Source organism: Haladaptatus rarus, assembly GCF_054177585.1.
In genome coordinates this window covers 118,511-139,285 of the sequence record NZ_JBPEHG010000012.1, presented here as the reverse complement: position 1 = coordinate 139,285, position 20,775 = coordinate 118,511, and the positions used below count along the sequence as shown (strand labels likewise).

18 protein-coding genes are annotated in these 20,775 nt (G+C 58.7%); 11 read left to right on the top strand and 7 right to left on the bottom strand.

Going from position 1 to position 20,775, the window contains the following annotated elements; translation table 11 throughout:
• Positions 1 to 565: 565 nt before the first annotated feature.
• Positions 566 to 745, bottom strand: coding sequence for a hypothetical protein (locus ACR3FE_RS20920; RefSeq protein WP_458209553.1), 180 nt, complete (start codon positions 743 to 745; stop codon positions 566 to 568).
• A gap of 312 nt (positions 746 to 1,057) precedes the next feature.
• On the opposite strand from ACR3FE_RS20920, the gene ACR3FE_RS20915 reads away from it, so the two are divergent.
• Genes ACR3FE_RS20915 through ACR3FE_RS20905 form a run of 3 tightly spaced genes read left to right on the top strand, consistent with a single transcriptional unit; the run spans position 1,058 to position 3,471 of the window.
• Positions 1,058 to 1,873: a basic amino acid ABC transporter substrate-binding protein gene (locus ACR3FE_RS20915; RefSeq protein WP_458209552.1), complete on the top strand. Its 816-nt coding sequence runs from the start codon at positions 1,058 to 1,060 to the stop codon at positions 1,871 to 1,873.
• 45 nt (positions 1,874 to 1,918) lie between these two features.
• Positions 1,919 to 2,740, top strand: a complete 822-nt coding sequence (locus tag ACR3FE_RS20910) for an amino acid ABC transporter permease (protein ID WP_458209551.1) — start codon at positions 1,919 to 1,921, stop codon at positions 2,738 to 2,740.
• Positions 2,737 to 3,471 (top strand): amino acid ABC transporter ATP-binding protein, encoded by a 735-nt coding sequence (locus ACR3FE_RS20905; RefSeq protein ID WP_458209549.1) that lies wholly within the window; start codon positions 2,737 to 2,739, stop codon positions 3,469 to 3,471. Before ACR3FE_RS20910 ends, ACR3FE_RS20905 begins: the two co-directional genes overlap by 4 nt.
• A 297-nt stretch (positions 3,472 to 3,768) precedes the next feature.
• On the opposite strand, the gene ACR3FE_RS20900 is transcribed toward ACR3FE_RS20905, so the two are convergent.
• Positions 3,769 to 5,238 (bottom strand): ATPase domain-containing protein, encoded by a 1,470-nt coding sequence (locus ACR3FE_RS20900; protein ID WP_458209548.1) that lies wholly within the window; start codon positions 5,236 to 5,238, stop codon positions 3,769 to 3,771.
• Between the two features lie 144 nt (positions 5,239 to 5,382).
• On the opposite strand from ACR3FE_RS20900, the gene ACR3FE_RS20895 reads away from it, so the two are divergent.
• The gene (locus ACR3FE_RS20895; RefSeq protein WP_458209547.1) at positions 5,383 to 6,021 is read left to right on the top strand and encodes a cyclase family protein; all 639 of its coding nucleotides are present in this window, start codon (positions 5,383 to 5,385) and stop codon (positions 6,019 to 6,021) included.
• A 57-nt stretch (positions 6,022 to 6,078) separates the two neighbouring features.
• Positions 6,079 to 6,264, top strand: a complete 186-nt coding sequence (locus ACR3FE_RS20890; protein WP_458209545.1) for a hypothetical protein — start codon at positions 6,079 to 6,081, stop codon at positions 6,262 to 6,264.
• Between the two features lie 22 nt (positions 6,265 to 6,286).
• Here ACR3FE_RS20890 and ACR3FE_RS20885 read toward each other — a convergent pair whose 3' ends face one another.
• Both ACR3FE_RS20885 and ACR3FE_RS20880 read right to left on the bottom strand, forming a co-directional pair.
• On the bottom strand, positions 6,287 to 7,036 hold the full coding sequence (locus ACR3FE_RS20885) for a ribonuclease H-like domain-containing protein (protein WP_458209543.1): 750 nt from the start codon (positions 7,034 to 7,036) through the stop codon (positions 6,287 to 6,289).
• A 23-nt stretch (positions 7,037 to 7,059) separates the two neighbouring features.
• Positions 7,060 to 9,849 carry a PKD domain-containing protein gene (locus ACR3FE_RS20880; RefSeq protein ID WP_458209542.1) on the bottom strand — a complete coding sequence of 930 codons (2,790 nt, stop codon included), beginning with the start codon at positions 9,847 to 9,849 and terminating at the stop codon, positions 7,060 to 7,062.
• A gap of 395 nt (positions 9,850 to 10,244) precedes the next feature.
• Here ACR3FE_RS20880 and ACR3FE_RS20875 point away from each other — a divergent pair, with 395 nt between their 5' ends.
• From ACR3FE_RS20875 to ACR3FE_RS20865, 3 genes are all read left to right on the top strand, one after another.
• Complete coding sequence (locus ACR3FE_RS20875) at positions 10,245 to 11,120, top strand: QcrA and Rieske domain-containing protein (RefSeq protein WP_458209540.1); 876 nt, start codon at positions 10,245 to 10,247, stop codon at positions 11,118 to 11,120.
• 90 nt (positions 11,121 to 11,210) lie between these two features.
• Positions 11,211 to 12,548 (top strand): chromate efflux transporter, encoded by a 1,338-nt coding sequence (gene chrA / locus ACR3FE_RS20870; RefSeq protein WP_458209539.1) that lies wholly within the window; start codon positions 11,211 to 11,213, stop codon positions 12,546 to 12,548.
• Positions 12,549 to 12,918: 370 nt separating this feature from the next.
• Entirely contained in the window at positions 12,919 to 13,908 is a 990-nt protein-coding gene (locus tag ACR3FE_RS20865; protein WP_458209538.1) for a glutathione S-transferase family protein, read from the top strand.
• Here the strand turns inward: ACR3FE_RS20865 and ACR3FE_RS20860 are convergent.
• Positions 13,808 to 15,487 carry a NosD domain-containing protein gene (locus ACR3FE_RS20860; protein ID WP_458209537.1) on the bottom strand — a complete coding sequence of 560 codons (1,680 nt, stop codon included), beginning with the start codon at positions 15,485 to 15,487 and terminating at the stop codon, positions 13,808 to 13,810. The genes ACR3FE_RS20865 and ACR3FE_RS20860 overlap by 101 nt on opposite strands.
• Before the next feature lie 171 nt (positions 15,488 to 15,658).
• Between ACR3FE_RS20860 and ACR3FE_RS20855 the strand changes: the two genes are divergently transcribed.
• The gene (locus tag ACR3FE_RS20855; protein ID WP_458209536.1) at positions 15,659 to 16,216 is read left to right on the top strand and encodes a thioredoxin family protein; all 558 of its coding nucleotides are present in this window, start codon (positions 15,659 to 15,661) and stop codon (positions 16,214 to 16,216) included.
• 130 nt (positions 16,217 to 16,346) lie between these two features.
• Here ACR3FE_RS20855 and ACR3FE_RS20850 read toward each other — a convergent pair whose 3' ends face one another.
• Positions 16,347 to 16,577, bottom strand: coding sequence for a hypothetical protein (locus ACR3FE_RS20850; RefSeq protein WP_458209535.1), 231 nt, complete (start codon positions 16,575 to 16,577; stop codon positions 16,347 to 16,349).
• Between the two features lie 212 nt (positions 16,578 to 16,789).
• Positions 16,790 to 16,966: a hypothetical protein gene (locus ACR3FE_RS20845; protein ID WP_458209533.1), complete on the bottom strand. Its 177-nt coding sequence runs from the start codon at positions 16,964 to 16,966 to the stop codon at positions 16,790 to 16,792.
• Positions 16,967 to 17,496: 530 nt separating this feature from the next.
• On the opposite strand from ACR3FE_RS20845, the gene ACR3FE_RS20840 reads away from it, so the two are divergent.
• Both ACR3FE_RS20840 and ACR3FE_RS20835 read left to right on the top strand, forming a co-directional pair.
• Entirely contained in the window at positions 17,497 to 18,885 is a 1,389-nt protein-coding gene (locus ACR3FE_RS20840; RefSeq protein ID WP_458209532.1) for an oxidoreductase, read from the top strand.
• 33 nt (positions 18,886 to 18,918) lie between these two features.
• On the top strand, positions 18,919 to 20,775 hold the full coding sequence (locus ACR3FE_RS20835) for a DEAD/DEAH box helicase (RefSeq protein ID WP_458209531.1): 1,857 nt from the start codon (positions 18,919 to 18,921) through the stop codon (positions 20,773 to 20,775).

Genomic DNA, 20,775 nt, shown 5'->3' with positions numbered 1-20,775 from the left:
GATTCCCGTAATAAGTAACCCATATTTTACGATGAAACACTATTCAGTGATAAATCCGCACTACGCACTGCACACAGATCGATTTGGGGGTCCCGGGGTTGGTGCACTTCCGCTTATGGTTCTAAGGAGAAGTGATAGGGTAGAATGGTGAAATGCCGATATCGATGCTCTGACGCCCTGTAGTGTCTCATTTCGATTCTATAAATCCTATTTTGCTATATCAAATTGATGCGAAACCGAAATCGGGGGTTCGAGAGACAGAACGGCAGAAAAGGCGTATTTAGGGGTCACTGTCCGCAATGTGGTCGGCGAGCAGTCCGGATTGTCGTTCCAGTACTGCAAGAGGTCATCTGCATTCTTGGTGCCTACGCATCGAAAGTGGTTCACTCGACATCTGCATCGTCAAGAAGAGATCTCGGCCAAGAGAGTGAATCGAGCAACCATCAGTTCAAACACCCACGGAACGAACCTCGATCACTAGTCACTCCAAATCCACTATTCCGTTCAGCTATGGCTGCAACTCCCGACAGAAAAATCGCGGATTCAGGTGGGGAACAGGTCGAGACTATTCCTGCCGGTCGAGCGATACCGTATCTCGGGACTCGCACTCGGGACACTGCTCGTGTTGCTCACTGAAGCGTGTGCCACACTCGCTGCATCGATAGGCTTCGTACTCCTCGGCTGCATTCTTCGCTTTGGTTTTGAATTGTTCGACCTGCCGACCCAGTTTGTTGAACAGTCCCATTCTGCACTGAAGGAGGGTTGCTAGCGGGATAAAAGTTCGGCGGCGTGAACGCGTCGGTCTCCAGATCCAAGCAAACGTGGTTGAGGTGAATGGCGTCACCTCGTTCTCATCGTTTGAAAGAGCCGAATGTAAAATACGTCTGATATACTTAATTTGTTAAAAATATGAATCGATGGACAGAGGGTGTTTTTTGGAACCAATACAGAATCCACAGTCATATATCGGATGAAACCAATTAGAACCTAGTAATTTTTCAGCACACTACAACCAAAGACGGAAGGCTAATATAAGTTTGCTAAGAGTGTCCTTAGCATGAAGAGACGAACGTACCTCAAAGCGAGTTCCGGAGCACTTTCAGCAGTTGCACTCTCTGGCTGCTTGAGCCGGTTCACTGGCGGTGGCCAAGACGGAAAAATCATCATCGGCTCGGACATCCCATACAAACCGTTCGAATACAAAAAAGAAGATGGGACGGTCACTGGATTCGACCCAGCTATCGCAGAAGCCATCTTCAAGGGGCAACTCGACCGCGATTACGAGTTCCAGGAAACCAGTTTCAATGGCATCATGGGTAGCCTGAACAACGGTAATTTCCGGATCATCATGAGCGCGATGACGATCACTAAAAAACGCAGTGAGAAGATCGACTTTTCCGATCCATACTTCACAGCGTACCAGACTGTTGCTATTAGAAAAAGCGGTGGAATCAGTAAGCTCGAAGATTTGAAAGGAAAAACTGTCGCCGTCCAGAAAGGAACGACTGGCCAAGATGCTGCGACTGGACTCAAAGAACGATGGAACGGAAATCTCAAGATCGATAGCTACGATCAGATCACGGGTGCGTTCAACGCTCTTGAGAACCAGCAGGCTGTCGCTGTCATCAACGATAACACCGTCAATTCACAGTTCGTGAACCAGAGCGATAACGTCGTCTTCCTCGAAGGCGAGGGAGAGGCGGCAAAGCAGGGCAAGAATGCACCGCCGTATCTCACCCTTACTGTGGAGGAGTACGGTATCGGCTTCCGAAAGGACGATGACAAATTCCGTAAGGAAGTCAATAAAGCACTTGCAGCAATCAAAGAAGACGGGACATACGATAAGATATACAACAAATACTTCGAAGGCTGATTTTCGAGTAGATTTTACTACAATAAATTCACACATTGGCAAACTATGGGAGAGACATACCACGAAGATTCGAGCGCAGAACGACGAACAGACAACGGGCTCCTGACGGATACGCGACTCAAATGGTTCGGGATCGTTGTTGCGGGCACGTTCACGGCTGGCATTTTCTACCTGTTATATCAGATACTGGTTAGTTTTGTCGACTATGAACTGATGCGAGTGATATTCCCACGGTTCGTCGAAGCCTACATACTCGTACTCGAAATCGTCGTGATTTCAAGTGTACTATCACTCATCGGCGGCATGTTAGTCGGCTTGGGTCGGGTTTCGAAGACGAAGTTCACCAAAGCCGTCGCAACGGGATACGTCGAGTTTTTCCGTGGCACTCCACTCCTTTTCCAGCTGCTCGTTATCTACGTTGGGCTACCAGCTTTCGGCATCGGTCGTTTCCCCGCTTGGAAATTCTACGCCGCAGTCATCGGACTAACATTGAACCATGCCGCATACTCCGGCGAGGCAATTAAAGGCGGTATCAACTCTATCCCAGACGGACAGATGGAGGCAGCGCGATCGCTTGGCATGTCCTATATCAGTTCGATGCGTAAGGTTATCCTGCCACAAGCATGGCGAAATGCGCTCGCCGCCGTGGGCAACGACCAGATTATCCTCGTCAAGGATACTTCACTGCTAACTGTTATCGCTATCCCAGAAATCATCAGTGTCTTCCGGAACGTCAACAGTAATCAACTCGACGCGTGGACGCCGATCATCTTGGTTTCTATCGCGTACCTTGCCATCACGATTCCGCTGGGTAGAATCGTGGGTGCATTGGAGAATCGCTCTGAATGGGGTGAGACAGACCAATGACTGTCCCGAAGATCGAGTTCGATGACGTACAGAAGTACTTCGGCGAAGCACACGTCCTGAAGGACGTTTCGCTTGATATCGGCGACGGTGAAGTGGTCGTCGTCGTCGGGCCGAGTGGGAGTGGAAAGTCGACGCTCCTCCGCTGTACGAACCGCCTCGAAGAGATTCAGGGAGGTGAGATTCGAATCGAAGGAGAATCGATCACAAGTCCGACCGTCGATATCAATCATCTCCGTCAGCGAATCGGGATGGTGTTTCAGAGCTTCAACCTCTTTCCCCACAAGACGGCGCTCGAAAATATCGCGCTCGCCCCGATGGACGTCAAAGGGCTTTCGAAAGCCGAGGCGTCCGATATCAGTCGGGAACTGCTTGCAGATGTCGGCCTCGCCGACCAGGCAGACTCCTACCCCAACCAGCTTTCGGGCGGCCAGCAACAGCGGGTTGCCATCGCACGCGCACTCGCGATGGATCCGCACGTCATGCTGTTCGACGAAGTGACGAGCGCACTCGATCCGGAACTCGTCGGCGAGGTACTTGGCGTGATGCGCAAACTCGCAGAGGAAGGAATGACGATGATGGTTGTCACTCACGAGATGGGATTCGCCCGCGAAGTAGGCGACCGAATCGTACTGATGGCCGATGGTCGCATCATCGAGACGGCATCGCCGGAGGAATTCTTCGAGAATCCACGCACAGACCGGGCCAAACAGTTCCTCTCGATGGTACTGTGAACCACCCACGCACTTCGTACGTTAAGGGTGGGATTCCCTGATTCGATGGCACATACATTCGTCGTGTTCTTCGGGTCGTCCGGGACGTAGTGCGTTCCTTCGCGTTCATATGTGTCTGCGAGCATCTGCAGAACCGTTTCACTGATCGAAAAGTCGCTCGAACACAACCATCGACATCGCGATCCCGACATCGTGCCCGCCGTTTCTAGGACGGTCGGCGAAAGTTCGAGATCGCGTTTTCGTTTGCCCCTGCGAGAGAGTAAGAACTGCAGTATCCATCGGTAACCCGAATCCCGTTCAGTCGGTCTTCGGAGTGTCGGTCGTCAACTCAGGAGTTCCGGAGAGGACACCCCTGAGTCCCGTCAGCGGTTCGCCGACTTCGATACCGTGGTCGGTGATACGGAACTCGCGGAGGGTACGCTCGAAGTCGCTCGTTCGCATCTTCAAGACGCCGATGGCTTTCCGCATCTCACCCGTGATCTCGAGATGTCGGAGGAAGACGATGTTGTCGGCGAGATAGCTGATACCGGTCTCGGTCGCCTGGAATTCTCCAGTGATGGTGTCGATCTCGTCGACGAGGATGACCGTGACACCCATGTTCTTCAGATACCGACAGAGCGTGTGGAGTTTCCGAACCAGCTCACGTTCGTCGTCGTTCTGGAGTGAGAGCTTGTATCCGTCGATACCATCGATCATGACGATATTGGTGTCCTCTTCCTCGACCTGCTGTCGAACCCTGGAGGCGAACTCCGTCGCGGAGTAGTCGAGCGATTCGATCTCCGATATGGTGAGCGAACCGTTCTCTTCCATCCGTCTGACCGGGATGTCGATAGATTCGCTCCGTTCGGTGAACGTCTCACGAATCTCTTCGAACATGAAGATGACCGAGTGCTCACCCTGCTCCGCCGCTTCCTTCATGAACTGTGTACCCGCGGTCGTCTTACCGACACCGGTCGGGCCACTGATGATAGTGACCGTTCCACGGTCGAGTCCACCGTGGAGCAATTCGTCGATCTCGGGGACGCCGGATGGGGACGGTTCCATGTCGAACGACCGGGAGTAGTCGGTCGGGGAAAACTCGGGATATATCGAGACACCGTCCGATTCGATCCGCATCGTGTGGTCACCATCGAGTGTCGACGACCCTCGGAACTTCGGGATAGAGATGGTTCGGCCGTGCGAAGAGTGGTCGAGTTCGATGGTACCATCAGTCATGTACTGCAGGTCGTCGTCTGACGATTCGTCACTGTGCTGTGACGTAAAGAGGATCGTCGCACCCTGTTCTTTCAAGTAGTGCATGAATGCGATGACCTGTTTGCGGAACTGGTACTCGTCAGAAGTGAGATACCGAAGGCGCGTCAGTGGATCGATGAAGACACGATCAGGATCGAGAGATTCGACACGCTCGGTGATCGCCTTGGTGAGTGGCTCTTGCTCGACTTCGCTCGGTGTGAAGATATCGTACGAGCGGTCTTCGACGAACACGTCCGAGTCCGGACTCAGGTCGAGAAAATGAACGTCCGAAAGGTCGATACCGACCGTCTCCGCGTTGGTGCGGATATCCTTTCCGGATTCCTCCAGATTGACGAACAGAACCGTCTCACCAGCCTCCGCACCAGTAGTGAGATAGTTCATCCCTAAGATCGTCTTCCCAGTTCCAGGGTCACCACGGATGAGATAGCTGCGTTTCGAGATGAATCCCCCTCGCAAAATCTCATCCAACCCCGGTGTTCCTGTCGAAATTCGTCGTAACGAAGGTTCGCTCATACGTTGATTACTGTATCTGACCACCGTGATAGTATATTTCTATCGGCACCTGGACTCATCGGTTCGGACGAGATGTCCATCGACGGGTGCGGGCCAGCACCCTGAGCACGGGATTTAACGTGACGACGCGAGAAGACTGACGGGATGTACCGCGATTGCTCGCACCCGTTGGAGTCAGCCACGACGGTGTATCCCGGCGACCCCCCTGTCGAGGTCACACCGCACGCGACCCACGAGGGAGACGGATATCGGGTCGCCCACCTCGAACTCGGAACCCACAGCGGGACGCACGTCGACGCCCCCTGCCACACCGAACCGGGTGGGAAGACACTCGATTACACCCCGATAGAAGCGTTCGTGTTCGATGCCCGCCTCGTGGACTGCCGAGGAATCGAAGCCCGCGATCCCATCGAGCGCGACGAATTGCCGGAGCCGACCGACGATGACCTCCTCGTCTTCGACACTGGCTGGGACAGACACTGGGGGACGGAGGCCTACTTCGACCATCCCTATCTCACTGCCGAGGCCGCTGCCTGGTGTGCCGACCGCGAGTATCACGTCGCCATCGACGCCCTCAGCGTCGATCCGACACCGACAGAGAACAGCCGAGACGACGAACCGAAAGGTGTGCCTGCCCACCACGAGCTCCTCGGAGACGACTATCTCATCGTGGAGAATCTGACCAACCTCGACGGACTGCCGGAGCGGTTCACGCTGTACGCATTCCCGATTTCGATAAGGGATGCGGACGGTGCGCCGGTTCGGGCGGTTGCGGAGGTGTAAGCGAACGACCGAGGCGTCGAATCGATATGATGACGTGTCGTATTGCGTAGTTGAGATATGAACGAAGCCGCCATCCGTATTCGATTGAATTGCGTCGTCTTCTTTCTCGCCGTCATCGCGTCGATACTTGCAGCCATCGCAGTCGAGATAGCAGATGGAATCATCCTCATCGTGGCTGCGATGTTCTTCATCGGATTTCTCTTCCTCGCCATGGTTCTCGAGGGAGCTTGGATGCCCGAATAACCGGTTTCTCCCGAACCGATTTTCAGGGCAGATGACAGGCGAACACGTTCTCGTGAAGCGTGTTACAGACGTGATCCAGGATGGTCTCCAGATTCTGCGTGTCGTACTGGTTGTACCGCACCAGCGTCTCCAGCGCCGCTTCGTCACCAGCCTTGTACTGGTGCCAGAGGTGGACGGCGTCCTCGCCACTGATGTCCATCCCACCGCGAGTGATGCCGAGGTCGGACTCCACTGAACTCAGGCCGCCGGTCAGCCCGAGACGTTTGCAGGGGTACATCAGATCGACGTGCGGGACAGTATCTAATGAGAGGTCGAACTCGTGTTCGAGGAAGGGCTGGTCGAAACGCTTTCCGTTGAAGGAAACGAGGAGATCTGAGTTGCCGAGTTCGCGCTGGAGGGCATCTTGCGTGAGGTCGTCCCCCCGTACGAGCGTCTTCGTCTCGCCGTCGCGGTGGAGGCTGACCGTGGTAACCACGCTAGAGTAGTGGCTCAGACCGGTCGTCTCGATGTCGAAAAAGCAAGTGTTCGGGCGGAAGTTCTCGTAGAGTCGCCAGCTTTCACTGGTCGGGAACTCGGACGCGAAAAAGCGTGAGTTCCCATCGTCCAGGTGCTCGCTCGCGGTGGCGATGAACGACTCGATCCTGTCACCCGTCGCACTGCCGACGAAGGAGGGATCGAACTCGTCCCAGTGGGTGATACCGTTCCGCCACAGTTTCTGTTCCGTCTTCTCGCCCACCCCGCGGACGGGAATGAAACTGTTCTCGATTCGCATTGCCGAAGGATGCGACGAGAGGGTTATAGTCGTTGCCACTTCCGGGCGAAAAGCACCAGCACGGCAACACCAACGAAAGAAGCGACGAATCCGAATCCGGGCTGGCCATCGCTCCTGACGGTCTGCGTGTTCGGCGTCGCCGTCACTCGGTCGGTTGGGATAGTAGTCGTAATCTCGGTGGAAGTTCGACTCTCCACATTCGTCTCATTACCCCGTTCGGACGCGGTCGTCGCTCGCGAGCCATCCGATCCGCTCCCGTCTGACGAGCCCTCGTCGTCGTCCGACGAGCTCTCACCATCGTCCGATTCTGACGTGTTCGCGTCGTCTCCTTCGACCCCGACGACGACTGTCGAGAGGTCGTGGACGGTGGCTGTGAAGTTTCGCCCATCCCGCGAGAGGGGAAGTCGCCGCCAGTCACCATCCCGTCGTTGAGTTAGTACCACGTCGGAGAGTGTCGCATCCGCCGGGAGTGCACTGGAAGCCACCGAGAATCGAAGTGTCGCGGACTCCACGTCTCCCGTTCGAACGTATCGTTTCTTCACGTGGAAGACTGCGAGTGACTCGGGTGGTGAGTCCTCTGTCGGCGTCCGAGCGTCCAGTGTGAGTGCGGTGCTGGCGTCGTTCCGGTCGAAGGTGACGCCGAATCGGGAGAACCGAACGCTGCCTGCACTCGTCTCACCGAGGTCGGCCCACGCCGTCACCCCATCGCGTCCGTTGAGTAGGTCGATCGCTACGCCGTCGTCGCCCGCCATCACGTCGACGATCGGTTCACTGAAACCGCCGCCACCGCCACCACCAGCACCGCTACTGCCTCCGCCGGTTCCGTTCTCATTTTCGGCACTGCCACTAGCGACGAGTTCGAACGTTCGAGTCGCCGAAACTTCGTGGCCTGCTGCAGTAACTACGAGTCGAGCGGTGTGGGTGCCCGATTCGAGGTCGGGCAGGGGTGCTTCGATGGACGTGCCGGACACCTCGGAAGCGAGGGGGTCGCCGTCCACGAACAGCGTCGCGTTCCCGCGTGCGAACGCCGCCGAGACGACGACGTTCGAAACGCGAGTTCCATTCGCAGGCTGGAACGACCTGATATCGAGGTCGGGTGCGAGATCGAAGACGACGCGCTCGCTCCGCGTGTTTCCAGCCCTGTCGCGGGCAGTGACGACGACCTCTGTCAGCGCTGCGGGCCACCCCTCTGTGTCTATCTCGTCGGATATGGAATCCCTCGTGTCGGCGACTTCGAGGTCGCCGCTCTCACTTCGATTCGTCCGGTACGAGACAGCGGAAATCGCGATGTCAGAGACAGTCACTCGCAACGGTGTTCCGGGTCGCACGTCGACACGAGTCGTGCTCACCGAGAGTTCCGGTGGTTCCGTGTCTACCGTCAGGGTCGCCGTATCGAACGCCGATTCGTGCGAGAGCGGGCCGGTTTCGTGCACGAGGCGGAACGCAACGGAGTGATCTCCGAAGGTGAGTCCGGTGACGGTTGGAGAGCAGGTCGCGGGTTGCCACGCTCCATCGTCGACCGCGTACTCCACGCTAGTCCCGTTCGCGTTGGCCACGTCGTAGTCGAGTGTCGCCTCGCTTTCGTTGACGAACCAGTGGTCGCTCGCCGCCCGGATCGAAGGGGGTTCAGTCGCTGAGACTTCTGTCGTCGCGGAATCCGCGTTCCCCGCCTCGTCGTAGGCGGTCAACCGAACCGCGTACGACCCGAGCGATTCGAAGGTGTGCGAAATGGTGGGCGTTTCCGTCTGGGCGGTCGTCCCATCCCCGAATTCCCAGACGTAGCGAACCACGTCGCCTGCGTCGGTCGATTCCCCGGCGTCGAACGTGGCAGGCACGTCGATGGCTGTCGTCGCAGGGCCGGAGAGGGCGGCGACGGGAGCCTGCGTATCCACAACTGAAACGGTCGCATCTGCAGTCGCGGTCGTCCCGTCGTCGTCTATCGCCGTCACTATCGGCGCGAACGTTCCTGTATCTCGGTACGAGTGTGTCACGTTCGGTTCGGTCGTCGTCACATCGGTGACGCCATCGCCGTCGAAATCCCATCGGAATTCGGTGATCGCTCCGCTCGCGTTCACATCGAGCGAAATAGAATTGCCGAGTTCGGCGGTGGATGGGGCGGCGACGCGCTCGATCTCCGGTGGCGCTTCGGAGAGCGAAATCGTCACGTCGGTCGGTTCACGGACGATGAGGGTGTGAGCCTCGCCACCCGAAAAACGGGTCGAATCGGGTGGCTGAACCTGGATGTCTATCCAGCCAGTGAGTTCGAGACCGGACGTTCCTCCGGGGACGACTCGGCCAGTAGCGTCGGTTCGGAACATGGCAGTCGCCGCCGCAGTCGTCGCACCTGTCGGACTCCGATGGACGACGGTAACGTTCGCGTTCGGAACCGGGTCGCCACTGGCGTCGAGCACTCGCACGTCGATCACGTGGCCCGCGGGAATACTCACATCACCGTTATTTTTCGATATTTGACCGATAGTATGCATATCTGTGACGCCGTCACGTTCCCAGTAGTGGTCGTTTACGCGCTGGTAGAACGCGATCGTTCCATTGCCCGAAAGCACGAACGAACCGGTTTCGTCGGTGGTCGCCGGACGATACGTATCGTAGGCGAACAGCCAGATAGAGTCACCGACGAGTGGGTCACCATCTGGACCGAGAACGGTTCCAGAGACGGTACTTGTCGTGCTCAGCTCTGTCGGCACGCGGGCGACTGCCGGGCCGAGGGCGGCGACGAGCACCACTCCGACGAGGAAGAGTGTCTGGAGTACGCCGAGCAAATCCGTCGAATCCGAATATAGTCGTCGAATCATCACTTCCGATATATAGTTTCGATAACTGATACAGACAGATCGAAGAGAGGTAACTCGTCGCCTGTAACTGGACAGATTATAAGATAGACCAGTCAGTTCGATCACAGTCACTCGTCGAGAGAGACCGAGAAAGTCAGTGACACGGGTCGGCAGGTGCGTGAAGGCGAACAATCGGCGGAAAGTAGACGAACACAGTCAGAAATAGCCGAAACCGGATCGATGTCGGCCGAGACGCACGAGTAAACGAGCGATTGTAAGCTGAGTTCTCGAAGTAATCCTCCCAGTCTTCCGAGTCGGACGACGAATAACAAAGAGCCATCCACACCTAGCCAGAGCGATTGCGTGGACGGCGGGCAGTCGACGGCCTCCGTTCGAAAACGCGAGGTGAGCACACGATGTCAGAGGCGGACAAGTATCCAGAAGATTCGTCACGACGACGCTTCGTCAAGGGAGTCGTCGGCAGTGCGGCATTGGCGGGCATCGGCACGGGAACGGCAGCGATGTTGAATACGGCCACGGCGCCGTCGGGTGCAGGGGGCGGCATCGTCCAGTACTTCGGCGTCGAGAACACTGCTGGCCCGGCACCGAGGGCGATGCCACAGATTCCGGTCGAGATAGACGACGAAGGGTTCCTTCGGGGAGTCTGGCCGAACGTCCAGGAAGAACAACAAGAGGGACGGACGATCACCGTCGCACGGCAGCAACTCGGTGGGATCACCTACACCTCGGAGTGGTTCCAGTACTGTGGCGTGCAGACCTACCCAGGCGTCGAACCCAACGCCGATCAGGACAACTACTTTCGTTACACGTCCTCCTCGCAGTACGAATGGCAGTCGGAGGAGGTTTCGGGCGGGGACAGGGTGAACATCGACGATTTCGACGACTACCAGACGTGGGGGAACGGTATCGGGAGAGCCGGACTCGGGAAACCGGCGACAGCGACGTGGCGGTCGCAGGACGTGCCACCGAGCGGAACGATCCCAGTCCAGATCATCCGAAGCGAACGCATCGAGCAGATGGCGAACGACAGCCAGTGGGTTCAGGCCAGCACCCAAGAGGGTTTCATCGCCATCATGGACAAATGTACGCACTTCTGTTGCGTGCCCCTGTTCAAAGGTGACCCGTCCAGCGCGAAGTTCAACGGCGAGAACGAGATTTACTGTCCCTGCCACCAATCGGTGTACGACCCATTCTCCATCGAGAAGGTTTCGTTCGTCGCGCTTCCGCGGCCAGAAGATGATTCGGGCGGTTCGGGCGATTCGAGCAACTGACGTCATCATCGAATCGGCTTACCGAAACACCGAATCGACAGCGGATGCCCGCGCGAACCTTTTTAAACGAATACGAAGCAGTCGAACGCGATGGCCGACGAAATCGGAGAGCGATACAGGGGAACACCGACTCACGGGAATCTTCTCGAAATCGCGCAGTTCTTCCTGAAACTCGGTATCGTCGGATTCGGGGGGCCACTGGTTCATATCGCCATGATGGAAGACGAACTCGTCGGCGAACGAAGTCGGAAGTGGGCCGACCAATCGACGTTCATGGAAGGGCTCGCCATCTGTAATATGCTTCCCGGCCCGGCCTCGACGCAGCTCGGTATCTTCATGGGGTGGATTCGTGGCGGAACTGCGGGTGCGGTCGTCGCCGGGACGTGTTTCATGCTTCCCGCCTTCGCCATCGTCATCGCACTCTCGTATCTGTATTTTACCTACGGCGAACTCCCGGCGATACGGGACGGACTCTTCTACGCCATCAATCCTGTCGTCATCGGACTCATCCTCGGTGCGGCGTACTCGATGGCCCGAAGTACGCTGGGGGAAGCAGAGACCGACCTCGCGTTCGAAATCGGCGGTGACTCGTGGGACGTAGATGTGAAACTCCTCGCCTTGCTGGTCGCAGCGCTTCTCGCGACCGTCGTCGTCAATCCGAACCCCGTATTGGAGTTCGCGGTGGCCGGGGCCGTCGCAATCCTCATCTACCAGAGGGAGTGGGCCAGGTCGAACCTCGGTCGACTGTCACTCGCAGGAGGAGTAGGAATTCTCCTCGGTGTGCTCTACGTCGCCCGTGGCCGGATCGCCGAATTCGTATCAACACCCGCCCAGAAGACGGGAACGTACGCGACGCTCGCAACCGTCGCCGGAACGCTGTGGGCGAACACGTGGGTGAAACTCGTCCTCTTCATGCTCTACACCGGGTCGTTCATCTACGGCGGTGGGCTGGTGCTCATCCCGTTCATCGAGAAGTACGTGGTCGGCGAGTTCGGATGGATGGAGACGGCGACGTTCGTCGATGGAATCGCTATCGGCCAGTTGACGCCAGGCCCGGTCGTGATGACGACCGCGTTCGTCGGATACGAACTACTGCTTCCCCGAGGCGTATCGTGGGCAGTCCTCGGCGGATTCGTCGCAGCGTTCGCTGCGTTCGCACCGTCGTTCGTCTTCATCGTGGCGATGTTCCCCTACGTGGCGAAGGTTCGAGACAATCCAGCGGTCAGAACTGCACTCGTCGGGATCAACGCTGCGGTCGTCGGCGCGATCCTCGGTGCGACCGTTTCGCTGGCCAGAGAAGCGATCGTCGACCCCTTGACCGCACTCCTCGCGCTCGTGACCCTCGCCCTCTTCGTCCGTGGCGTGCAAGCGGTCTACCTCATCGTTGGTGGGGGTGGGTTCGGGCTCGTAGCCTTTTATCTACTCTAACGACCTGTACGCCGCGATTACTCCGGATTCCCACATAGATATCTGGATGGCCATCTAGAAAGGTTCCTATATAGATAGCTGCTTATCCATCTGTCCACCTCCTCAGCCAACCTGCTATCCAGCCAAGGGTCTACCCAACCATCCTGCTACCCTACCAGCCAACCCTCCTGCTACCCTATTGCCCAGCCATCTTGCTTTTCTGCCACCTGTCGGTCTGTCCATCTCGACAACTACCTCGCGGGCGACCTACCCACCTCGATGGGTCTCTGGCCACCTACCGACCTGTCTATCGAATCCGGCCAAACAACGAGTCCCGGAAGAAACGTGGGGGAGCGGTGTGGCTAAAACCTGTGACGCCAAAGTATGGGACATGAATATGCTCGTAGACGGCGAGTGGCGAGCAGACGCCTACGAGTCGACCGACGACGACGGTGCCTTCGAGCGACAGGAGACGACGTTCCGCGAGTGGGTCGAGGCAGACGAGGAGAGCGAATTTCCTGCGGAGGCGGGTCGCTATCACCTCTACGTCTCGTACGCCTGCCCGTGGGCGCATCGGACGCTCGTCACGCGGGCGCTGAAGGGGCTCGAAGGTGCCATATCCGTCTCCGTCGTCGACCCGTTCCGCGAGAACGACGGGTGGGAGTTCTCACCCGACCGATCCGGATGCACCGCCGACACGGTCAACGGGGCGGACTACCTGCGAGAAGTGTACGTCGAAGCCGACCCCGAGTTCACGGGACGAGTGACGGTTCCCGTCCTGTGGGACAAAGAACGTGGCACGATCGTCAACAACGAATCGCGAGAGGTCATGCGGATGTTCGACACCGCGTTCGACGAGGTCGCAGAACGGGACGTCAGCTTCTATCCCGAGGGATTTCGCGACGAGGTGGACGACGTCATCGACGAGATCTACGAACCCATCAACAACGGCGTCTACCGGGCAGGGTTCGCAGATACGCAAGCTGCGTACGAGGAAGCGGTGACAGAGCTATTCGACGCGCTCGACCACTGGGAAGACGTACTTGCAGACCAGCGTTATCTCTGCGGACCGGTGCTGACGGAGGCCGATTTCGCCATGTTCACGACGCTCGTCCGCTTCGACGCAGTGTACGCGACGCACTTCAAATGCAACCTCCGGCGGATCGTCGACTATCCGAACCTGTGGAACTACCTGAAAGAGCTGTCACAACTCCCGGACATCGCGGAGACGGTGTGGATGGGTCACATCAAAGAACACTACTACCGAAGCCACAGCGACCTCAATCCGAAGCGGATCGTCCCGAAAGGGCCGGAACTCGACTTCGAGGAAGCACACGACCGGGAGCGGTTGCCGGGTGGGCCACCTGCCGAGATTCGCTGACGTTCGTCGCGGTCTTTTCAGTCGATTCTGTACGCTCTCCTAACACGGCGAAGACGGAGCGATCCAGCTGTGAAAGGTTCGCGACGACGACTTCACGGTCGGGCACCACCCTGCTGTTACCGATTTGCGACCATCCTCCGTCGTACCGCCACAGTCGGATGGTTCGTTCGTCTACGTTCGCAGTCGACACAGCACGCCGGTCGTACCCGATCTGCAAATCGAGCGCGGCGTCGGTGGCGGTCGGTGAGACCACGAACGATCTGCCGATGGCGGTGCGTCCTGGCGGAAGTGAAGGCTGTCTGGTCGAATCGAGTCCGACGTTCTCCCCGTCGAAGGAAAGTCGAGTACCGTCAAGCGAGAGATTCGAAACGTCGAGAGTCGAGTCCGCTTCGGCATAGACCGTCCAGTTTTCGTTATCGACGAAGGTCAGATCGTCGAATCGTGCGCTGGAACCGTTGAGGTAGACGCCTGCACTCGTCGCGCCGGGCACCGATGAGTTGCCTGTCGTGGCGGCGACCGTGGTGTTCGAGAGCCGTGTTCTGTTCGCATCGACGAGACCGATGCCGATGAACTCGTTCGCTTCGACGGTGCTTTCGACGAGCGAGTTTCGGTGGGAGCCGAGGAAGTTGACGCCGACGAAGTTGTCCGCGGTCGTCGTTTCGAGGATGTCGACACCGCGTGAGAAGACGACGCTAACACCAAGGAGATTCGATGTTGCATCGAGGTCGGAGATGGTGGCGTTCGAGGAGTTCTCGACGCCGACACCCACTCGGTTCGAGACAGCAGATGCGTTCGAGAACGTACTGTTGCTCGCGTTGTCCGCGAAGAAGCCGACGGTGTTTCCGCCGGCGACACTGCCCTGAATCGCATCGTTATCGCCACGGAGGAAGAATCCAACCTCGTTCGACGTGGCGATACTGTCGGTGATGACGGTGTCGTTCGTAGCGACGAGCGAGATGCCGCCCACGTTGCGCGTGACGTTCGCATCGACGATTCGGGTGTCGTCGCTTCCGACGACGAAGATGCCCGCCGACTTCGACGGCCCTGGGAAGGGGCGCGTCTCTGGGTCGATATTCTCGAATGCCGTAACGTTCGTGAGTCGAGTGGCGGTGGCATCAACAAGACGGATTCCGAATCGGCCGTTGTTCACGACGACCACGTTCAGAACGGTTCCGTCGGTCGTGTTCGAATAGACGAGTCCACGACCCCAGCCAGTTACAAAGAGGTTCCGCACCGTGACGTTCGACGCCTGCTGAACCGTGACACCGCTACTTCCGTTGTTTCCGTTGCCACCGAGAACGTGGTTGCGGCCGTCGAGCGTGACGTCGTCGGCGCGAATCTCGATACACGTGTCGGCGGAGTTCTCGACGTCGCTCGATAGGACGTACCGACCGGATTCGGTGATGACGGTACAGGAATCGAGTTGGGTCGGTGCCGTCGCCGATTGCGGGGGACTGGCAGTCGCTGGCGACGTAGTCACGGTAGCGACGAGTATCGCCACGACGATGAAGAGTACGACGGCAGGAATCAGGAGCACGACGACAGGGTTACTATCTGCCCGCGACGATGAAACTCGCATGTCGCCCCCCACGAGTGCGGCGTGCTTTGTTATTGACCGGTAGCACGAGCGTAACGAGAAAGGCCTCGCCTACCGATTCGGTAACGAAGGATACCGGGGAGGACTGGTGTCGGATATCGGTGTGTGCGGGGTGGCGAACGTATTTTTAGGCTTGCAGGACAATCTGCTACCATGGTGATGAAAGAGTCCGAGGCGGAGATCGAGCGCGACGACCCGGTTCCGAACTTCGAACTTCGAGGAACCGACGAGGAGACGTACACGCTCGCCGACTTCGCCGACGAAGAAGCGGTGTTGCTGGTGTTCACGTGCAACCACTGTCCATACGCGCAGGCCAAATTCGACCTGCTGAACGATATCTCGGCGGAGTACGACGACGTGGCCGTGGTCGGCGTCAACCCGAACGACGCCGAAGAGTATCCCGATGATTCCTTCGAAGCGATGCAAGAATGGGTCGAAGAGGGTCGCATCAAGTACGACGCCTACCTCCGAGACGAGACGCAAGAGGTAGCGGAGGCCTACGGTGCGGTGTGTACGCCCGACCCCTTCCTCCTGCGGAACGAAGGAGAGACCTTCACCTTAGCATACCACGGGCGACTGGACGACGCACTCAACCCGGACGACGAAGCCACCGAGTTCTACATCCGCGAGGCTATCGATTCGGTGCTAGCGGACGAGGACGTCGACCTGGAGTTCCTCCCCTCGCGTGGCTGCTCCATCAAGTGGAAGTAGGTAGCAAAAAGGTAGTTCGCCGAAGGTCGTCCCGCCGAATCCCCCACTAACCGAGGCGTCCAGGCCCGTCGTGAACTCACGACTGGCGCGGGGAGAGCGAGGGGGTTCGTTTTCCGAACCCTCCTCCCGTCTATCGGCGGATCTGATCCGCGCGTTCTTGACCGCGCTCTTTCACGGTTTCGATGCGAGAACGAGCTGTCATCCGTGTCTCGCCGACCGCTGCTCCGACGAGAGCACCGATGGCTCCACCTGTGCTTGCAGCCCGCCGACTGAACAGTCCCCCGACACCACCGCCGATCGCCGCACCGATAGCCGCATGTCGAGCGCGAATCAAGGCGCGTTTGAAACGAACGGAACGCATACCACTGTACTAGTCGTCCAGATAGATAAATCCGTCCTCGAACGAGGGGCAGATTCAGGGAGCGGAGTGCCGGTCACCCCCGCTAGCAGAACCCCAGCAGTAGGCGTTGGAATTTCCGGGGTGGTATTTCAGCCACTTATCCGATGTTACAGGTTAGTGGTATCGCCGACCGATCTGTCCAGATGGTGTTTTGGATACGCGATAGTACCCTATTATCCGGTCGTATCCCGGTTGTGATCGTCTATGTGGAGTAGTTGTAGCGCCTCTCGGATGTGATAGTTCGTGTCAGCCATCTCTTCAGCGTCCAGTGCGTGGTTGAGGTGGTCTAACGCATTGTTCCAGTAGTCGGACGATGGTGTGTCTCTACCCGAAGGATGTGTTGATGTCATGGTGTAGTGGCTGGTAATGGGGAATTAGTGTACTCGTCATACATCCCGTGCGACGGCCACACGAAGAGGACTGAAGTTACCCACACGACAGGTATACCCGACCCAGACGGCTCCTCCATCATCGGAGCGTGAATGTACGTGACAGTATCTTGAATCCGTATTTATCAATAGATTCGAATATATTTAATAGTTTCGCAGTATTTTTAGTGTAAAGTAACAGATTGCCAATCAGTGGCCGAGAGTTTGCGGTCTGAACGCAGCATATCACGTCGAGACCGAATGATCCGTAGTAAGTGTCGTCGGTGGACTGCTCTGTCGAACCCGACACGAAGGCCCAGTACACTTCAGTACAAATCGGTAGGTATCAGTACAATCACGGAACGGCACGGGACGACACGGAACGACACGAGACGAGAGCCACCTGAAAACGGCTACCCGAAACCAGTCGTCAAAAACTCGTCCAGCGAACACTCCACCGTTCCAGACGACCACCAAACTTTACGCCCGAACGCACCGAACACCAAGACGTAGTGCCTGCACTCGAAGACCCGCTCGACATCGGGGGTGTCGAATGCCGAAACCGACTCTACCGAGCACCCTTGCTCGAATGTGCAAGCAACGGGCCGGGCGCGGTGGACACGCTGATCCGGGAACTCGAACCCGCTGCAGCGTCCGGGGTCGGCCTGATCTGTCAGGGTGCGACCATCGTCCGAGATGAAGGTGGCTGTGCCGCGCCGGGGATGACCCGCGTCAGCGACCCCGCGTTCGTCGAGCGGTTGGAGCGGTTGACCGACGCCATACACGACCACGGGAGCCGAATCTTCGTCCAGTTGGAACACGGCGGGCTACGGAGCAGGGAGACGTGGCACGCGGGCTACCGCGCCGAGAATCCCGACCTGCAACAGTTTGCAGTGTCGCGCCCACCCGCCCTGCTCCGGGCACTCGACCACGTGGGATTTCTCGATTACGACCCGCACGTTCTCAACACCGATGAGGTGTACGACCTCGCGGCGGATTTCGGCCGCAGTGCCGAGTACGCCGTCGACGCGGGCTACGACGGCATCCACATCGCCGGGGCGAACATGGGTATCGTCCAGCAGTTCCTCTCGCCGTTCTACAATCGCCGGGACGACGAGTTCGGCGGGTCCCTCGCCGCACGGACGCGATTTCTCGAACTCGTGCACGAGGAGATTCGAGACAGGGTCGGAAGCGTGCCGGTCATGACGAAGGTACCCGCCGAGACGACCGCGCCGTTCTTCGTCCGACGACACCTCTCGCTCGCGGACGGCGTCCGAATCTGCGAGCGACTCGACGAGGTCGGCTTCGACGCGCTCGTTCCGGTACAGACGTCGGTGTTCTGGGATGCGAGCATCATCCGGGGTACGTTCCCCGCCCGCGCGTGGCGCGACGAGCGATTCCGCGAGGGGTACGCCGACGCGTTTGGGAGCAAACCGCGAGCCGCTATCGTCGCTCTGCTCAACTGGGTACAATCCAAGAAGTACGACTTCGAACCGGCGTGGAACCGACCGTTCACGCGACGCGTCAGGGAGCGTGTCTCGGTTCCGGTGCTCGCGGAGGGTGGCATCCGAACCCGAGAGCAGATCGACCGCCTGCTCTCGGGTGGCGACTGTGATGCTGTCGGGATGGGCAGGCCGTTCTACGCCGAACCGCGCCTTCCGGCCCGGATACTGGCGAACGATAGCGACGGTTACGAAGACGCCGCCGTCGTCTGCCAGAACTGCAACAACTGCACCGTTCCGCAAGCGACCGGCGCACAGGGAGTCTGTCGAACGCCGAGCGTCCTCGAAAAGCGTGGCATCCTCAGCAAAGCAGGAGCTTACGATCAGGGGGAGTCCACCAGCCACGAGGGAGAAATCGATACGCACGACACTGAAATCGACGACCGCGAGGAGTCGTAACGGGTATTTCTCGGGAGTTCCAATCACCCTCCAGTGACCGACGAGGACATCGAGATTTCGGAGTTCTACGACGCCATCGAAGCGATCGGTCGGCCAGTACTCACCGCAGAGGAGGTCGCGCGCGCCCTCGACTGCTCGCACGAGGCGGCGAATCGTGCGCTGGAACGACTCACCGACGAGCGTTCGGTGACCCGCCTCGACGTGGAGAGCGACCCCGTCGTCTGGTTCCCGACGGAGTGGGAACGACTGGCAGACCGGGAGCGGATCGTCGTCTTTCCGAAACGCAGAGAGATAGTCGCCGACCAGCCCAGACAGTTCACCAGAGCGCAACTCTCACAGTTCGCCCACCTCACCAACACGACGCGAACGGGGAGTTACGCCTACGAGGTTCGCCAGGAGGATATCTGGTCTGCGCCCTACGACGACCTCGCCGACCTGATGCGAACCGTCAGGCAGGTGCTCCCCGAGCCAGCGCCGGACCTGGAGGAGTTCATCGAACACCAGTGGAAACGCGCCAAGCAATTCCACCTCTACACCCACGAAGACGGGTACGTCGTCTTGCAAGCCGCGAGCGACGACCTGATGGGCAACGTGGCGCGGCAGAAACTGGACGAGAGTCACCTCCGCGCAGCCATCGCCGACGACGAGAGCTGGGTCGCAGAGGAGAAGGTCGCGGAAGTCAAGCGAATCCTCTACGAGGCGGGGTATCCGGTGCAGGACGAGCGCGACCTCGACACCGGCGACGAACTGGCTATCGACTGCTCGCTCGACCTGCGCGACTACCAGCGCGAGTGGGTCGAGGAGTTCGTGGACATGAAATCGGGTGTTCTCGTCGGCCCGCCGGGAAGCGGGAAGACGGTGGCCGCGATGGGCGTCCTCGAAGCCGTCTCCGGCGAGACGTTGATCCTCGTTCCCGGACGTGAACTCGCCGGACAGTGGCGCGACGAACTCCTCACACATACCTCGCTCTCACCAGAAGAGGTCGGCGAGTACCATGGGGGTGAGAAGAACGTGCGCCCCGTGACCATCGCCACCTACCAGACCGCCGGGATGGACAGACACCGCCAGTTGTTCGACCAGCGACGGTGGGGCCTCATCGTCTACGACGAATGTCAGCACATCCCTAGTCGGGTCTTCCGACGGAGCGCAGACCTCCAATCGAAACATCGACTCGGATTGTCAGCGACCCCCGTGAGAGAGGACGACAAAGAAAAGGACATCTTCACGCTCATCGGACCGCCCATCGGCACGGACTGGGACGCCCTGTTCGAGGCCGGATTCGTCGCCGAGCCGGAGGTCGAGATCCGATACGTCGGCTGGGACGACGAGACGTATCACGGCGAGTACGCAAGCGCCGACCAGCGCGGGAAGCGACAGATTGCGGCATCGAACCCCGCGAAGGTGGACGAGATCCGGTACTTGCTGGCCGAACATCCGACCGCGAAAGCACTGGTGTTCGTGGAGTTTCTGGAACAGGGCGACGACATCGCTGAGGCGCTCGGCGTCCCGTTCGTCAGCGGGCAGATGCGCCATCCAGAGCGCGAACGCCACTTGCAAGCGTTCCGCGACGGTCGCCTCGACACGCTCGTCGTCTCTCGCGTGGGTGACGAAGGTATCGACCTGCCGGACGCCGAGTTAGCCATCGTCGCGTCCGGTCTCGGCGGTTCCCGGCGGCAGGGTGCCCAGCGCGCAGGGCGAACCATGCGACCCGCCGGACGCGCGCGGATGTACGTGCTCGCCACGCGCGGCACGCGCGAAGAGGAGTTCGCGCGCCAGCAGTTGCGCCACCTCGCATCGAAGGGAATCCGGATTCAAGAGTCGGTCGCGGAGGAGACGATTACAGAAGAGACAGATACGGGAGGAACGGCCACAGAGGAAACGGAGGAGTAG

Excerpts from the sequence above, each read along its gene's own strand:
- ACR3FE_RS20920 (WP_458209553.1), bottom strand. The coding sequence starts at position 745 with ATGGGACTGTTCAACAAACTGGGTCGGCAGGTCGAACAATTCAAAACC.
- ACR3FE_RS20915 (WP_458209552.1), top strand. The coding sequence starts at position 1,058 with ATGAAGAGACGAACGTACCTCAAAGCGAGTTCCGGAGCACTTTCAGCA.
- ACR3FE_RS20910 (WP_458209551.1), top strand. The coding sequence starts at position 1,919 with ATGGGAGAGACATACCACGAAGATTCGAGCGCAGAACGACGAACAGAC.
- ACR3FE_RS20905 (WP_458209549.1), top strand. The coding sequence starts at position 2,737 with ATGACTGTCCCGAAGATCGAGTTCGATGACGTACAGAAGTACTTCGGC.
- ACR3FE_RS20900 (WP_458209548.1), bottom strand. The coding sequence starts at position 5,238 with ATGAGCGAACCTTCGTTACGACGAATTTCGACAGGAACACCGGGGTTG.
- ACR3FE_RS20895 (WP_458209547.1), top strand. The coding sequence starts at position 5,383 with ATGTACCGCGATTGCTCGCACCCGTTGGAGTCAGCCACGACGGTGTAT.
- ACR3FE_RS20890 (WP_458209545.1), top strand. The coding sequence starts at position 6,079 with ATGAACGAAGCCGCCATCCGTATTCGATTGAATTGCGTCGTCTTCTTT.
- ACR3FE_RS20885 (WP_458209543.1), bottom strand. The coding sequence starts at position 7,036 with ATGCGAATCGAGAACAGTTTCATTCCCGTCCGCGGGGTGGGCGAGAAG.
- ACR3FE_RS20880 (WP_458209542.1), bottom strand. The coding sequence starts at position 9,849 with ATGATTCGACGACTATATTCGGATTCGACGGATTTGCTCGGCGTACTC.
- ACR3FE_RS20875 (WP_458209540.1), top strand. The coding sequence starts at position 10,245 with ATGTCAGAGGCGGACAAGTATCCAGAAGATTCGTCACGACGACGCTTC.
- chrA (WP_458209539.1), top strand. The coding sequence starts at position 11,211 with ATGGCCGACGAAATCGGAGAGCGATACAGGGGAACACCGACTCACGGG.
- ACR3FE_RS20865 (WP_458209538.1), top strand. The coding sequence starts at position 12,919 with ATGAATATGCTCGTAGACGGCGAGTGGCGAGCAGACGCCTACGAGTCG.
- ACR3FE_RS20860 (WP_458209537.1), bottom strand. The coding sequence starts at position 15,487 with ATGCGAGTTTCATCGTCGCGGGCAGATAGTAACCCTGTCGTCGTGCTC.
- ACR3FE_RS20855 (WP_458209536.1), top strand. The coding sequence starts at position 15,659 with ATGGTGATGAAAGAGTCCGAGGCGGAGATCGAGCGCGACGACCCGGTT.
- ACR3FE_RS20850 (WP_458209535.1), bottom strand. The coding sequence starts at position 16,577 with ATGCGTTCCGTTCGTTTCAAACGCGCCTTGATTCGCGCTCGACATGCG.
- ACR3FE_RS20845 (WP_458209533.1), bottom strand. The coding sequence starts at position 16,966 with ATGACATCAACACATCCTTCGGGTAGAGACACACCATCGTCCGACTAC.